Origin of the sequence: Microbacterium sp. 22242 (assembly GCF_052045495.1) — a bacterium.
Taxonomy (GTDB): Bacteria; Actinomycetota; Actinomycetes; order Actinomycetales; family Microbacteriaceae; genus Microbacterium.
The window spans coordinates 237,959-253,071 of the sequence record NZ_JBQEOZ010000003.1 but is presented as its reverse complement, the minus strand read 5'-3'; the positions used below and the strand labels follow the sequence as shown (position 1 = coordinate 253,071).

Annotated in this window: 13 protein-coding genes; 6 read left to right on the top strand and 7 right to left on the bottom strand. The window is 71.3% G+C overall.

Going from position 1 to position 15,113, the window contains the following annotated elements:
* The first annotated feature begins 311 nt into the window (after positions 1-311).
* On the top strand, positions 312-1,787 hold the full coding sequence (locus ACTJJZ_RS04490; protein ID WP_440719976.1) for a nucleobase:cation symporter-2 family protein: 1,476 nt from the start codon (positions 312-314) through the stop codon (positions 1,785-1,787).
* Between the two features lie 269 nt (positions 1,788-2,056).
* Positions 2,057-3,424, top strand: a complete 1,368-nt coding sequence (locus tag ACTJJZ_RS04485) for an 8-oxoguanine deaminase (protein WP_440719975.1) — start codon at positions 2,057-2,059, stop codon at positions 3,422-3,424.
* Between the two features lie 19 nt (positions 3,425-3,443).
* Here ACTJJZ_RS04485 and ACTJJZ_RS04480 read toward each other — a convergent pair whose 3' ends face one another.
* Entirely contained in the window at positions 3,444-4,814 is a 1,371-nt protein-coding gene (locus tag ACTJJZ_RS04480; RefSeq protein ID WP_440719974.1) for a glucose-6-phosphate dehydrogenase, read from the bottom strand.
* A 102-nt stretch (positions 4,815-4,916) separates the two neighbouring features.
* On the opposite strand from ACTJJZ_RS04480, the gene ACTJJZ_RS04475 reads away from it, so the two are divergent.
* Complete coding sequence (locus ACTJJZ_RS04475; protein ID WP_440719973.1) at positions 4,917-6,749, top strand: glycoside hydrolase family 15 protein; 1,833 nt, start codon at positions 4,917-4,919, stop codon at positions 6,747-6,749.
* 64 nt (positions 6,750-6,813) lie between these two features.
* Here the strand turns inward: ACTJJZ_RS04475 and ACTJJZ_RS04470 are convergent, their stop codons facing one another.
* The 6 genes from ACTJJZ_RS04470 to ACTJJZ_RS04445 all read right to left on the bottom strand — a co-directional run bounded on the left by ACTJJZ_RS04470 (position 6,814) and on the right by ACTJJZ_RS04445 (position 12,935).
* On the bottom strand, positions 6,814-7,398 hold the full coding sequence (locus ACTJJZ_RS04470; RefSeq protein ID WP_440719972.1) for a nitroreductase family protein: 585 nt from the start codon (positions 7,396-7,398) through the stop codon (positions 6,814-6,816).
* Between the two features lie 166 nt (positions 7,399-7,564).
* Positions 7,565-8,677, bottom strand: a complete 1,113-nt coding sequence (locus ACTJJZ_RS04465) for an ABC transporter permease (RefSeq protein WP_440719971.1) — start codon at positions 8,675-8,677, stop codon at positions 7,565-7,567.
* Positions 8,674-9,558 carry an ABC transporter ATP-binding protein gene (locus tag ACTJJZ_RS04460; RefSeq protein WP_440720067.1) on the bottom strand — a complete coding sequence of 295 codons (885 nt, stop codon included), beginning with the start codon at positions 9,556-9,558 and terminating at the stop codon, positions 8,674-8,676. Before ACTJJZ_RS04460 ends, ACTJJZ_RS04465 begins: the two co-directional genes overlap by 4 nt.
* A 170-nt stretch (positions 9,559-9,728) precedes the next feature.
* Positions 9,729-10,922, bottom strand: coding sequence for a benzoate/H(+) symporter BenE family transporter (locus ACTJJZ_RS04455; RefSeq protein WP_440719970.1), 1,194 nt, complete (start codon positions 10,920-10,922; stop codon positions 9,729-9,731).
* A 58-nt stretch (positions 10,923-10,980) separates the two neighbouring features.
* Entirely contained in the window at positions 10,981-11,682 is a 702-nt protein-coding gene (locus tag ACTJJZ_RS04450) for a response regulator (RefSeq protein ID WP_440719969.1), read from the bottom strand.
* Positions 11,679-12,935, bottom strand: coding sequence for a sensor histidine kinase (locus ACTJJZ_RS04445; protein ID WP_440719968.1), 1,257 nt, complete (start codon positions 12,933-12,935; stop codon positions 11,679-11,681). Before ACTJJZ_RS04445 ends, ACTJJZ_RS04450 begins: the two co-directional genes overlap by 4 nt.
* A 174-nt stretch (positions 12,936-13,109) precedes the next feature.
* On the opposite strand from ACTJJZ_RS04445, the gene ACTJJZ_RS04440 reads away from it, so the two are divergent.
* The 3 genes from ACTJJZ_RS04440 to ACTJJZ_RS04430 are packed head-to-tail and all read left to right on the top strand — an operon-like array spanning position 13,110 to position 14,923.
* Positions 13,110-13,556 carry a VOC family protein gene (locus ACTJJZ_RS04440; RefSeq protein ID WP_440719967.1) on the top strand — a complete coding sequence of 149 codons (447 nt, stop codon included), beginning with the start codon at positions 13,110-13,112 and terminating at the stop codon, positions 13,554-13,556.
* Positions 13,557-13,574: 18 nt separating this feature from the next.
* Positions 13,575-14,309, top strand: coding sequence for a winged helix-turn-helix transcriptional regulator (locus tag ACTJJZ_RS04435; RefSeq protein ID WP_440719966.1), 735 nt, complete (start codon positions 13,575-13,577; stop codon positions 14,307-14,309).
* Positions 14,306-14,923 (top strand): dihydrofolate reductase family protein, encoded by a 618-nt coding sequence (locus tag ACTJJZ_RS04430; RefSeq protein WP_440719965.1) that lies wholly within the window; start codon positions 14,306-14,308, stop codon positions 14,921-14,923. The genes ACTJJZ_RS04435 and ACTJJZ_RS04430 overlap by 4 nt, the downstream gene beginning before the upstream one ends.
* Positions 14,924-15,113 lie beyond the last annotated feature (190 nt).

Sequence of the window (15,113 nt, the reverse complement as noted above, 5' to 3'; positions counted from 1 at the left end):
GCGCACGGAGACGAGGCGCCTCTCCTGGCTTTCGAGCCCGGGGAGGCGCCTCTCCCGTTGCAGCTATATCCGTATTGCGGAAGCATCCGTCCGAGATTCGGAAAAAATCCTTGACTCCCCCCCTGACCTCTGGCTACCCTGAAGGTGTCTCCAGAGCCGGAGATGTCCGCTGGATCAGCAGACGGGTCGACACCGAGCCGACCGGCAGGGCCGCTTCCGGCTCGCCGATCCGGCTCCCTCCGCCGGTCCGCCACCACCCCGATCCACCACCGGTCGAGAGACCCCGATCCAATCCCGACGAAGAGGTCGAAATGACGAGCAAGACCAGAGAGAAGAAGAAGGCCGCACGGCCGGAGGATGAGCGCCTCCCGATCGGCGCCACCATCGGCTACGGCATCCAGCACGTGCTCACGATGTACGGCGGCATCATCGCCCCGCCGCTCATCGTCGGGCAGATCGCGGGCCTCAAGCCGGGCGAGATCGGCGTTCTGATCGCCGCCTGCCTGTTCATGGGCGGTCTCGCCACGATCCTGCAGACCGTCGGCGTGCCGTTCTTCGGCTCGCAGCTGCCCCTCGTGCAGGGCGTGTCGTTCGCCGGCGTCGCGACCATGGGCGCGATCGTGACGAGCGGCGGCGGACTGCCTGCCGTGTTCGGATCCGTGATCGCAGCCTCCGTCATCGGTCTGCTCATCGCCCCGGTGTTCGCCACCGTCATCCGGTTCTTCCCGCCGGTCGTGACCGGAACGGTGATCACGACCATCGGACTCACGCTCCTCCCGGTCGCCGCCGGCTGGATCATCGGCACGGGCGAAGGCGGGGACGCCGCGAAGGGCGCCCCGGCGGGCAACCTGCTGCTTGCGGCGATCACCCTCGTGATCGTGCTGGTCCTCAGCAAGGTGCCGGTGGGAGCCATCTCGCGCCTCGCGATCCTGCTCTCCATCGTGCTCGGCACGATCATCTCGATCTTCCTCGGCATGGCCGACTTCAGCAAGGTGGGCGACGGCCCGATCTTCGCCTTCCCGACCCCGTTCGCCTTCGGAATGCCCACGTTCCAGATCGCCGGCATCATCTCGATGTTCATCGTGATCCTGGTCACCCTGACCGAGACCACGGCCGACATCCTCGCGGTGAGCGAGATCGTCGGCACCAAGGTCGACTCGAAGCGGATCGCCGCGGGTCTGCGCGCCGACATGCTCTCCAGCGCGGTCTCGCCGATCTTCGGCAGCTTCACCCAGTCCGCGTTCGCGCAGAACGTCGGCCTGGTCGCCATCACCGGCGTGAAGAGCCGCTTCGTGGTCACCGCCGGCGGTGGCGTGCTCGTCGTCCTCGGTCTGCTGCCGGTGCTCGGCCGCGTCGTCGGTGCGATCCCGTCGCCGGTCCTCGGCGGCGCCGGCCTGGTGCTGTTCGGTTCGGTCGCGGCGTCCGGTATCCGCACCCTGTCCAAGGTCGACTACAAGGACAACATGAACCTGGTGATCGTCGCCTCGTCGATCGCGATCGGCATGCTGCCCATCGCCGTGCCGAACATCTACGCGCAGATGCCGGCCTGGTTCGTGACGATCTTCCACTCGGGCATCAGCTCGGCTGCGGTCAGCGCGATCCTGCTGAACCTGCTGTTCAACCACCTGGGCAACGCGAACCGCAAGAACGCCTTCGTGTCGGCGCCGACGCGCAGCATCCCGGTGGCGTACCTCGACGCGTTCGAGGACGGCGACTCGGTCGTCGACGGCAAGATCGTCGACCGCGACGGCAACGAGGTGCCGGTCGTACCGCACCACGAGCACTGACCCGGATCCTCATCGAAAGGACGCCGTCCCGTCTCCGGGGCGGCGTCCTTTCGCGTGCGCGGGCCTGCTCGGAGCGGCGTCGGCTCATTCCGCATCTCGGAAACCAGTCCCCGTCTCTCGGAAAATCATTGACGGCCACGGGCGGTCCGTGGTAGATCTGGGATGACCTCCCGCGGGGAGGCGCGCCTGGATCAGCAGACAGGTCAACACTGAGCTGGCCCCACGGGGCCGCCTTCCGGCTCCGCACGTCGAACGAGGGAGTCTGCTCAATGTCCGAATCAGCGCGCACCGTCTGGCTGAAGAACCCGCTCGGAATCCACACCGGCGACGACGCCGACGCCCGAGGCGGGCTCGTCGTCGCGGGCAGCCGGATCCTCGAGGCAGTGCCGGGCGGCGGCGCTCCGTCGAGGCCCGTCGACGAGGTCTTCGACGCGTCGCGGCACGTGATCATCCCCGGCCTGATCAACACGCACCACCACTTCTACCAGACCCTCACCCGAGCCTGGAGGCCCGTGGTCAGCGCAGAGCTGTTCCCGTGGCTGAAGGGCCTGTACGGGGTCTGGGCGGGGCTCACCCCGCGCGACCTCGAGCTGGCGACCACCGCGGCGCTCGCCGAGCTGCTGCTGAGCGGGTGCACCACCGCCGCCGACCACCACTATCTGTTCCCGAACGGGCTGGAGGAGGGGATCGACGTGCAGGTCGAGGTCGCCAGGCGGCTCGGCATGCGCGTGACCCTGACCCGCGGATCCATGTCGCTCGGCGAGAAGGACGGCGGCCTGCCGCCGCAGAGCACGGTGCAGGACGCGGACGTGATCCTCGCGGACAGCGAGCGCCTCGTCGGCAGCTACCACGAGCGCGGCGAAGGGGCCTTCGTGCAGATCGGGCTCGCGCCCTGCTCGCCGTTCTCGGTCACCACCGGCCTCATGCGCGACACCGCAGGCCTCGCCGAGCGCCTCGACGTCCGGCTGCACACGCATCTCGCCGAGACCATCGACGAGGAGGACTTCTGCCGGGAGATGTTCGGGCTGCGCACCGTCGACTACCTGGAGAGCGTCGGCTGGCTGAGCGACCGCACCTGGCTCGCCCACGGCATCCACTTCGACGACGCCGAGATCGCCCGCCTGGGCGCCGCCGGCACCGCGGTCTCGCACTGCGCCACCTCGAACATGCGGCTCGCCAGCGGCATCGCCCGCGCCGTGGAGCTGCAGGAGGCCGGCGTCCCGGTCGGACTGGGGGTGGACGGATCCGCGTCGAACGACGGGTCCAACATGATGATGGAGGTGCGCCAGGCCCTGTATCTGCAGCGCCTGCGCTACGGCGCCTCGGCGGTCACCCCCGAGCGGGCCCTCGACTGGGCCACCCAGGGATCCGCCCGCGCCCTCGGACGCGCCGACATCGGCGTGCTGAGCCCGGGCAAGCAGGCGGACCTCGCGATGTTCACCCTCGACGAGCTGCGCTTCTCCGGCAGCCACGACCCGATCGCCGCCCTGCTGCTGTGCGGCGCCGAGCGGGCGGATCGGGTCATGGTCGCCGGCGACTGGCGCGTGCGGGACGGGCAGATCGTCGGGCTCGACGTGCCGCAGCTCATCGCCGAGCACAGCGAGGCGGCCCGCCGCCTGCTCTCCCGGCACGGCTGACGGCTGACGTCGCAGGGGTTCAGACCGACGTCGCCCAGTCCACGGGCCCCAGGGATCCCGCCGGGTACTCCTCGAGCGGCACGTCGCCGCGGTGCCAGGCGTCCAGGGCGGGCTGGATGATCCGCCAGCACTGCTCGGCGGCGTCGCAGCGCACCGACAGCGCGACATCGCCGTCCAGGATCTCGCTGAGCACCTCGGTGTAGGCCAGCAGCGTGCCCTTGCCGAGCGGGGTGGAGAGCACGTCGCGGCGCAGGGCGAAGGGGTCGTCCCCGCCGTTCACGTTCAGCTCGAGATCGATCTGGTCGGGCCCGAGAGTGAAGCGCAGCACCCCTCCGTCGGCGGGCTTGCCGGTGAGGCCCTCGGGGATGTGCCGCACCGGACGGAACGTGACCACGATCTCCGCATGCCGGGCGGCGAGGGCCTTGCCGCTGCGCAGCGTGAACGGCACGCCGGCCCACCGCGCGGTCTGCACCTCGCAGGTGATCTCGGCGAGGGTCTCGGTGTCGCGGGACGGATCCACGCCCTCCTCGTCGGTGTATGACGGCACAGGGCGCTCGCCGCTCGTCCCCGCCGTGTAGCGCGCGCGGCGGGTCGAGCGGACCGGGTCGTCGCCGGCGATCCGGGTGGCGCGCAGGGCGGCCGCCATCGCGTCGCGCAGATCGACCTCGTCGAGGTCCGCTGGCTGCTCCATCGCGAGGATCGCGAGCACCTGCAGCAGGTGGCTCTGGATCATGTCGACCAGCGCCCCGGCCTTGTCGTAGTACCGGGCGCGGTTCTCGAGCGCCAGCGCCTCGTCATAGCGCACCAGCACGGACTCCACGTGGTCGGCCGACCAGACCGGCTCGACCAGGCGGTTCGCGAACCGCACGCCCATGATGTTCAGGATCGTGGAGCGGCCGAGGAAGTGGTCGACGCGGAACACCCGGTTCTCCGGCACGATCCGGCTCAGCAGGACGTTGAGCGCCGCCGCGCTCTTCTCGTCGTTGCCGAACGGCTTCTCCAGGGCGAGGACGGTGTTCTCCGGCAGCGGGATGTCGACGAGCTTCTCGCACGCCGCGACCGTCACCGCGGGTGGCAGCGCGAAGTAGATCACGAGCGGGCCTTCGACCCCGGTCACCAGAGCGGCCAGGGCGTCATGATCGGTGACGTCGGCCTTCACATAGCTCGTCCCCTCGATCCTCGGGATCTCGTCCTCCGCGTCGACCGTCGCGAAGGCCGTGCGCACGGCCTCGTGCCAGTGCTCGTCCGTCCAGTCGTCGGATCCCGCCCCGTGCAGCACGAGCTCGCGCTCCGGCTGCCGTTGCAGCAGCTGGGCGATCGCGGGCAGCAGGAGCCGGGAGGTGAGGTCGCCGGAAGCACCGAGGATGAGCAGCGTCGTCGGGGTCGTCATGTGCCCACGATAGGCCGCGTTCCCGTCGCGGAGCGAGTGCCCTTCCGGCCCCTGAGCCTGTCGGCGCGGCGGAAGGGGCGGGACGGTGCGAGACTGCGGAGGATGAGTGTTCCGATCGAGGATTACGCGCTGCTGAGCGATGGGCGGACGGCCGCCCTCGTCTCGCGCGAGGGGAGCATCGACTGGCTCTGCGCGCCGCGACTGGACTCGGCGTCGCTGTTCGGGGCGCTGCTCGGGGACGTCGAACACGGGCACTGGAGCGTGCGGCCGGCGGATCCGGAGGCGACCGCGACCCGCCATTACGACGGCGACACGTTCTGCCTGATCACCCGGTGGGAGACCGCGGACGGCGTCGCCGAGGTGCGCGACTGGCTGTCCGTCGAGCCCGTGCTCAGGAAGCACCCGGGGCCGGGGCCGGGCGCGGCGGCCGGCGTCGAGCGCACCGACCTGATCCGCCGGGTCACCGGCATCAGCGGCACGGTGACGTTCGAGCAGCGGCTGCGGATGCGCTTCGACTACGCCAGGGCCGTGCCCTGGGTGCGCCAGACCGGCACGGCGCAGGAGCCCGAGCTGACCGCCACCGCGGGCCCCGACGCCCTGGTCATCCGCGGCGACGGTGCGCTGCGCCCGCAGGGGAGGAGCCACGGCGGCACCTTCGACGTGGTCGCGGAACAGACCGTCGACCTGACGCTCACCTGGTTCCCGTCCTATCGTCCCGTGCCCGGGCCGCTCGACGTCGACGCCTCCGACCGCGCGACGACGAAGTGGTGGCAGGACTGGGCCGACGGGATCGCGCACGAGGGACCGCAGCAGGACGCGGTGCGGCGGTCGCTGATGATCCTCCGCGCGCTCACGAACCGCGAGACGGGCGGGATCGCGGCCGCGGCGACGACCTCGCTGCCCGAGGACTTCGGCGGCGAGCGCAACTGGGACTACCGCTACGTGTGGCTGCGCGACGCCGCGCTCACCCTCGAGGCGCTGATCGCGCACGGTCTCGCCGATGAGGCGGAGGCGTGGCGGGACTGGCTGCTGCGGGCCGTCGCCGGGGATCCGGCCGACCTGCAGATCATGTACGGGCTGGCGGGCGAGCGCGACCTCCTCGAGCGCGAGATGCGATCTCTGCCCGGCTATGCCGGATCCGCCCCCGTGCGCATCGGCAACGGTGCGTCCGAGCAGTTCCAGGCAGACGTGTTCGGCGAGGTGATGGTGACGCTGGCCGCGGCGCGCCGGGCTGGACTGGCGGAGTCGTCGCGTTCCTGGTCGCTGCAGCGCGTGCTGCTCAGCCAGGCCGAGGAGCAGCTGGACAAGCCCGACAACGGCATGTGGGAGATCCGCGGCGAACCGCAGTTCTTCACGCACTCGCGGGTCATGCTGTGGGCCGCGTTCGACCGCGGCGTGCGCGCGATCGAGGAGGACGGCCTGCACGGCGGACCGGTGGACCGCTGGCGCGAGGTGCGCGACCGGCTGCGCGCCGAGATCGACGGGCGCGGCGTCCGCGGCGGGCACTTCGTGCAGCACCAGGGCACGGACGAGGTCGATGCGTCTCTCCTGCTCATCCCGCGCACCGGGTTCTGCGCGCCGGACGATCCGCGGATGCTCGCGACCGTCGAGCAGATCGAGCGCACGCTGATGCACGACGGCCTGGTGAACCGATACCGGACCGCGACCGGCGTCGACGGGCTGCCCGGCGGCGAGCACACCTTCCTGGCCTGCTCGTTCTGGCTCGTCGAGCAGTACGCGGTGACCGGACGCGTCGCCGAGGCGCGGAGGCTGATGGACCGGCTGTGCGGGCTGCGCAACGACGTCGGCATGCTGAGCGAGGAGTACGACCCGGTCGGCCGCCGCCATGTCGGCAACACCCCGCAGGCGTTCTCGCACCTGTCGCTCGTGCGTGCCGCGGACGCGCTCGCCGCCCGCCGTCACCGGAAGCGCTGACTGCCGCGCGCACGAGGACGCCCTCCCCGCCGGTGGCGGGAAGGGCGTCCGGAGCCGTGCGGGATCAGTCGTTCACGATCACGGTGTCGGCGATCGGGCGACGCACGCGCGGCGCGTTCTCGCGCTGCTGCATCTCCTCGGAGGCGGTGCGGATGTCGCCGAGCTCGCCCACGGCCATGACGGAGATCGGGGTGAAGTCGCTGCTCAGCTCGAACGCGCTGGCGATGGCGTCGCGATCGAAGCCGCCCATCTGGTGGGTGGACAGGCCGTTCGCGTGCGCCTGCACGGTGAAGTGCGCGGCGGCCTGGCCGGTGTCGTACAGGGCCCACGTCATCGGCTCGCCGTCGCGGGTGGTCTCCGCGACGAACACGACGAGCACGGCGGCATCGCCGGCCCACGCCGCGTTGAAGCCCATCAGGGTGGAGAGGATCTTGGCGTGCGACTCGGTTCCGCGGCGGGCCACGATCGCGCGCCAGGGCTGGGTGTTCGCGGCGGTCGGCGCCCAGCGGGCGGCCTCGAGCGCGCTGGCGAGGGCGGCCTCGTCGATCGTCGCGGCGGGGTCGAAGATCCGCGTGCTCCAGCGCTCGGCGAGGATGTCGAGGATCGGGGCGTCGGTGATCGCGGTGCGGTCGAGGGCGGGAATGCTCATCGTGATGAGGCCTTTCGGATCGGTTCGTGTGCTGCCGGACCTCATCGTCCGTACGACAGGCGCAACCGTTCCATGCGCGTGAATATTCCCACCGAGTCGGAGAAAGCACGAGGGCCGGTCCCGAGCGGGACCGGCCCTCCGGCGTCGAGCCGGGATCCTGCGCTGATCAGCCGCGCAGAGCCTCCCGCAGCTTGACGCGCGCCCCCATGCGCAGCAGGGAGTTCTCGTAGATCTTCGACGCGACCAGGATCGCGGCGACGCACGAGACGAGCAGGATCACGAGCGACAGCAGCGGCTCCCACCACTGCGCGGCGCCGACGAACAGGCGCACCGGCATCGCGACCGGTGCGGAGAACGGCACGTACGACAGGATCGTCATCGCGAGCGGGTTGTCGTTGAAGACGATCACCAGGATGTACGGCGCCATCACCAGCATCGTGATCGGCATGGTGGTGGATCCGATGTCCTCCTGCCGGGAGACCATCGCGGCGGCCGCGGCGAACAGCGAGGCGAGCAGCACGAATCCGAACAGGAAGAACACGGCGAACCACACCAGCGGTGATCCCAGTCCCTCCAGCACCGCGTTCTGCCCCGTCACGATCAGGCCGACCACGGCGATCGCGGCGAGCAGCAGTATCTGCGCCATGGCCAGCACGGTGTTGCCGATGACCTTGCCGGCGAGCAGCACGCGGGCCGGGATGGCGGCCAGCAGCAGCTCGACCACGCCGGTCTGCTTCTCCTCGACCACGCTCTGCGCCATGGTCGCGCCGAACGTCGACGCGGCCATGAGGAACACCACGCCGAAGCCGATGGCGACGAGATACCGCAGCAGCGGGTTGGTCGCGTCGGGCTCGAGGATCGTGACCTTCGGCGTCTTCGCGAGCATGCTCTGCAGGCCGCTCGGCGCGCTGTGCAGGGCGACGACCGTGTACCCGAAGGCGGTGTCGGCGGGGGCGGGGACCAGGGCGGCCTCGACCGTTCCGTCGCGCACGAGCTTCTCCGCGGCCGTGCGGTCGGCGGCCTCGGTCACGGCGAACCCGGGGATCCCGTGCACGGCCTGGGCGGTCTCCGCGGTGACCGCGATCTTCGTCTCGGAGGCGTGCTTGCTCATGAACCCGCCGACGAGCACGCCGACGAGTGCGATCAGCAGCAGGATCCCGGTCGAGACCAGGAAGGCCTTGCTGCGCAGCTTGGACCCGATCTCGCGCTCGGCGACGAGGAAGATGCCGTTGCCGACGGAGAGTCCGGTCGCGGTCCGGTCGGGGGCGCTGGTGCTCACTGGATGACCTCCTTGAAGATCTGGGCGAGGGAGGGGCGCTGCGGCGTGAACGAGCGCACAGCGCCGTGGCCGAGCGCGGTGCGCAGCACGCGCTGCGCATCCTCCGCGGAGCCGGCGTCGAACACGGCCGTGCCGCCCTCGAAGTCGACCACCGAGATGCCGGGTTCGGCGCGGATCCAGCCGGCGTCCGCGTCGGAGACGAGCTCGTACCGCGGGCTGGAGTACCTCTCGCGCAGCTCCTCGCGGGATCCGCAGGCGCGGATCGTGCCCCCGGCGATGATCACGAGGTCGTCGCAGAGGCGCTCCACGACGTCGAGCTGATGCGACGAGAACAGGATCGAGCAGCCCTGCGCCGCCCTGGCCTGCAGCACGCCGGCCACGACGTCGACGGCGAGGGGGTCGAGACCGGAGAACGGCTCGTCGAGGATGAGCACCTCGGGGTCGTGCACCAGGGCCGCCGCGATCTGCGCGCGCTGCTGGTTGCCGAGCGACAGCGATTCGATCGTGTCGTGCAGGCGCTCGCCGAGGCCGAGCTCGGTGAGCAGCGCCTCGCCCCGCAGGGCGGCGTCGGCCTTGCCGAACCCGTGCAGCCGGGCCAGGTAGCTCACCTGCTCGAGCACCTTCATCTTCGGGTAGAGCCCGCGCTCCTCGGGCATGTAGCCGAAGTGCCGGCGGTCGGCGTCGGACACGGGGCTGCCGTCGAGCCGCACGGTGCCGCCGTCCGAGGCGAGCACACCGAGCACGATCCGCATCGTGGTGGTCTTGCCTGCGCCGTTGCCGCCGACGAAGCCGGTGAGCCGGCCGGGGGCGACCCGGAACGAGACGTCGTCGAGGACGCGCCGCGAGCCGTAGCTCTTGGTGACGCCGGAGAGGTCCAGCAGGCCCGTGGTCCTGGTCTCGGAGAGGATGGCGGTCACTTTCGTCTCACTTCGTCCGGTCGGTGCATGGCATGCTTCCACGCTAGGGATCCGCCGGGCAGCGAGCATCCCCCGCGCGGCGGATCCTGCCTCGTACAGGATGTCCGTCCGGCGCCGGACCCGGATCGGCGCGGTCAGCGCCTGCCGAGGTGCAGCACGCCGCGCACGAGGAGGCCGCCGAGCAGCGCCCAGAAGGCGGCGCTCACGCCCCAGAACGTGACGCCCGACGCGGCGACGAGGAAGGTGGCGACGGCCGGGGTGCGCTCGCCCGGGTCGTCGATCGCCTGCTGCACCGCGGATCCGAACGCGCCGAGCAGCGCGAGACCGGCGACCGCGGGGATCACCGCGGCGGGCGCGAGGACCACGAGGGCGGCGAACGCGGCGGAGAAGCCGCCGAGCACGAGATACGAGACGCCGGTGGAGACGCCGGCGACCCAGCGCCGTTTCGGATCCGGTTCCGCGTCGGGCGACGCGGCGAGGGCGGCGCTGATCGCGGCGAGGTTGATCGCGTGCCCGCCGGCGACGGCGCCGAGCGCGGTGCCGGCTCCGGTCACGAGCATCGCCGGCCGCCACGGGACCTCGTAGCCGAAGCTGCGCATCACGGCGACGCCCGGCACGTTCTGCGACGCCATCGTGACGATGAACAGCGGCAGCGCGATCCCGACCAGGGATCCCACGGTGATCGTGGGCGCGGTGAGCTCGATGTGCGGGATCAGGAGCGATGCGTCCACCGCGGCGCCGCTCGTCACCAGGCCGGCGACGATCACGATCGTGGCCGCGGCGAACGCGAGCGGCACCGCCCAGCGCGGCGCGAGCCGGGCGAACACGAGCCAGGTGAGCACGACCGGGATCACCGCCCACGGGTTCTTGGCGAGGCCGGTGACCGGCGCGAGGCAGAGCGGCAGCAGCACGCCGGCGAGCATCGCCTGCGCGATCGAGGGCGGGATGGCCGCGATCACGGATCCGATCCAGGGCACCAGGGCGGTGAGCAGGATCAGCGCGGCGACGACGAGGAACGCGCCGACGGCCGCAGACCAGCCCCCCGCCGAGTGACCGGCTCCGCTCGTGGCGGCGAGCAGGGCCGCCCCCGGGGTCGACCAGGCCGCGGTGATCGGCATGCGGTAGCGCCAGGCGAGCACGATGCACGCGACGCCCATCGTGAGGCTGAGCGCGAGCAGACCGCTCGCCGCCTGTGCGTGCGAGGCGCCGACCGCCGCGAGCCCGGTGAGCACCACGGCGAACGAGCTCGTGAATCCGACGAGGGCCGTGACCACGCCCGCCATGATCGGGCGGGACGGTGACGCTCGACGGGTCGCGATTTCGGCCATGAGGAAGAGGCTAGTGGGCGGCCGGCATAGTGCCCCGCGCATGCCCGCCCGCCGCCGGCTAGGTCAGCCCGAGCCGGTGCGCGAGCACGACCGCCTGCACGCGGTCGCGGGCGCCGAGCTTCTGCAGGATCCGGGACACGTGCGTCTTCACGGTCGCCTCGCCGATGAACAGCTCGGTCGCGATCTCGGCATTGCTCCAGGCCTCGGCGACCAGCCGCAGCACCTCCGTCTCCCTGTCGGTGAGCGGCTCGGGGAGGTCCGCCCGGGGGAGCGGGGCGGGCGCCGTGCGCTCCGCCGCCTCAGAGCCGGTCGCTGCGACCACGGCCCGCGTGGCGACGAAGCGCTGGAGCACGCGCCGGGTCACCTCGGGGGCGAGCATCCCGTCGCCCGCGGCGAGGGCGCGCACCGCGGCCACCAGTTCCTCCGGACCCGCGTTCTTCAGCAGGAAGCCGCTCGCGCCGGCGTCGAGGGCGGCGAACAGGTAGTCGTCGCGGTCGAAGGTCGTCACGATGGCGATGGATGCCAGGATCCGCTCGTCCGCGCGGATCCTGCGGGTCGCCTCGAGCCCGTCCATGTCGGGCATCTGCACGTCCATCGTGATGACGTCGGGCCGCAGCGATCCCGCCAGCTCGACCGCTTCGGCGCCGTTCGCGGCCTCGCCGACGACCGTGATGTCCGGCTGCATGTCGAGGATCGTGCGGAAGCCGGCGCGGAGCATGGCGTGATCGTCGACGAGGAGCACGCGGATCGGGCCGGTCACGGCATGGCCCCCGGCGGGAGCGGCAGCGTGGCCCGCACCCGGAACCCGCCGGCGGAGCGCGGCACGAGTTCGACGGTCCCGCCCGAGGCGGCGGCGCGCTCGCGCATCCCGAGCTGTCCCAGACCCGGACGCGTCGCGGGAACGATCCGGCCCGAGTTCACGACCTCGAGCTCCACCGCGCCCTGCCCGTGCGGGTCGCGCCGGTAGCGGATCCGCACGTCCGCCTCGGCGTCGGGGCCGGCGTGCCGGCGGGCGTTGGTGAGCGCCTCCTGGGCGATGCGGTACAGATTCACGGCGGTCACGCGGGGCACCGGCAAGGGCTCGCCGACGACGTGCAGGCGCGCGGGCAGTCCCGCGGCCGCGGACGCCTCGACGAGGTCGGCGATGTCGTCCACGCCGACGGTCGACGCCACGTCCTCACTGTCGCCGGGCGCGCGCAGGGTGTCGAGCAGCTGGCGGAAGTCACGGATCGCCTCGCGCGCCGCCGTCTCGATTCCCGCCACGATCGCGGCCGCGGCCTGCGGATCCTGCGGGATCATCATCCGTGCGGCCCCGGCCTGCACGCCCATCACCGACACGTGATGCGCGACCACGTCGTGCAGCTCTCGCGCGATCCTGACCCGGTCCAGGGCGACGGCCTGGGCGCCGCTGAGCTCGCGCTCGCGCTCGAGCTCGGCGGTGCGCTGCTCGAGCGCTGCGCGCTGCGCGGCGGCGTTCCAGCTGCGCTCGCCGAAGTAGTAGGCGCCGCCGAAGTACAGCACGTTCAGCAGCACCTGCAGCATGAGGAACGCGACGAGCGGCGAGAAAGCGCCGGCCGCCACGTGCGCCTTCGCAGACTGCTCGATCGCCTGGCGGTACATCTCGACGACGAGCCAGACGGCCATCACCGCGATGATGCCGGCGCGGACCGCGAAGGCCCTGCGTCGCGAATTCGTCCAGGCGCCGACCGTGTACAGCGCGATGAACATCGCGATGTTGCCGGCGTAGATCTCGGGGACCTTCAGCGAGGCGGCGGCCACGAACGCGAGGGACACGACGATCGCGACCGACGCGGGCCGGCGCCGGCGCACCGCGAGCGCCGCGGAGATCACGACGACGTACGGGATCGCCGTCCACAGCTCGTTCTGCTCGGCGCCGTAGACCTTCGCGATCGAGGACAGCGCGGCGCTGAGGATCCCGCCGACCAGCAGGACGCCCGCCAGCAGCACGTCCTGACGCAGATCGCGCGGCGTCGGGGTGCGGGTGAACGGCATCCCCCCACCGTAGGACGGAGGATCCGCGGCGGCATCCCCCGTGCGGCGGATCCGAGTTTCTACTTGCTATTGACAAGCTTGGTTGCTTTTTGCAAGTCTTGGTGTGAGGATCCGGCCATCGGATCCGGTCCGGCGGCAGGCCGACGGACCGTCACCACCGCCGAAGGAGTCATCGTGACCAGTACCAACGTCTTCATCAGCCTCCCCAGCACCGATCTCGAGCGCAGCAAGGAGTTCTACACCGCGCTCGGCTGCGAGCTCCGGCCCGAGTTGTCCGACGCGAACGGCACCTGTTTCGCGTGGGACGAGAACATCTTCCTCATGCTGATCACCCGCGAGTTCTTCGCGACCTTCACGGACAAGCCGATCGCGGATCCGAAGACCGTGGTGCAGGTGTCGCTCAACTTCAGCAGGGACTCCCGCGAGGAGGTCGACGCCGTCGTCGCCAAGGGCCTCGCGGCCGGCGGTGCCGAGCCCCAGCCCGCGCAGGACTACGGCTTCATGTACATGCGCGACCTCGAGGATCCGGACGGCAACTCCCTCGGCTTCCTCTACTCGGTGCCGGATGGCGCGGAGCAGGATCCCCGGACCGACCGGTCGGCCGACTCGGTCGGGGCCTGATGCGGATCGGCTTCTGACATGGCTGCGCGCAGCTACGGCCAGTACTGCGGCGTCACCACCGCCGTCGAGCTGATCGGGGAGCGCTGGGCGATGCTGATCGTGCGCGATCTGCTCGTCGGCCCGCGCCGGTACACGGATCTCAAGCAGGGGCTGCCGCGGATCCCGACGAACATCCTCTCCGGCAGACTCAAGGAGCTGCAGGAGGGCGGAGTGGTGCGCCGGGTCCCGATCCGCAACTGCGGCCTGGTCTACGAGCTCACGCCGTACGGGCGGGCGCTGGAGCCGATCCTGCTCGCACTCGGCCGTTGGGGGTTCCAGGCCATGGGCGATCCGGACGAGGGGGACGTCGTCACGCCGGACTCGCTCACGATGGCGCTGCGCACCTCGTTCCAGCCTGCGACCCGCGAGGCGCTCGACATCGAGCTGCACGTCGGCGAGGTGGCGCTGCGGGCGATCGTCCGCGACGGCGTGCTGGCGGTCGCCCAGCTCGCCCCGGCTGCCCCGCCCGTGGGCGGGGCGCTCCCGCCCGGCGAGCCGGACGCCGTGATCGTCGCCGGTCCCGGGATCCGTCGCCTCATCGGCGGCGAGGTCACCCCCGCGGAAGCGATCGCTCAGGATCTCGCCGCCGTCGTGCGCGGGGACGTGGGGATCCTCGACGTCTTCGCCCGCACATTCCACATCGATCCGGTCGCCCCGGCTGTCGAGGCGCCGGAATACGCAGACACCGCAACAACACGAAGGAGTGCATCATGACCGGACGCATCATCATCGACCTGTTCACCACGCTCGACGGCGTCGCCCAGGCGCCGGGCGGTCCCGAGGAGGACACCAGCGACGGCTTCCGCTTCGGCGGCTGGCAGGCGCCGCTGTCGAGCGAGGCCGTCATGCGCAGCGTGATGGCGGGCATGGAGACGCTCGACGCCCTGCTGCTGGGGCGGCGCACCTACGACATCTTCGCCCGGTATTGGCCGCACCACACGACCGGGCCGGAGGGGCCGATCGGGCAGCTCTTCGACCGGGTGCCGAAGTACGTCGCGTCGCGCGACGCCGACATCGAGCTGGGCTGGCAGGGCAGCACCAGGGTCGGCGCGGACCTCGCCGCCGAGCTCGCGGGGCTTCGCGAGAAGCACCAGGACGTGCATGTGATCGGCAGCGTCGACTTCGTGCAGACGCTGCTCGCCGAGCAGCTCTACGACGAGCTGCAGCTGTGGGTGTATCCGATCGTGCTCGGCCAGGGCAAGAAGGTGTTCCCCGACGGTGCCACGCCGCACAACCTGCGCCTCGTGCACGCCGAATCCGGCGACGGCGGGACGCTGCTGCTGCGCTACGCGCCGCTGCCCGGTGAGCCGGCCACCGGGACGATGTGACGGCTGGGAACAGGCGGATCGGGACCGTGGCGAATCCGTGACCGGAATATCGCGGATGGCCCTACCTGGGGGTTCGCTGGATAACTAGAGTCATCCCTGACGCCTGGGGACGTCATCGTGAACGGCCGCACTTCTGCTGGGGACAGAACAGAAGGGCGGCCGTTCCGCGTGCCGGGGGCTCGGAGTCGTC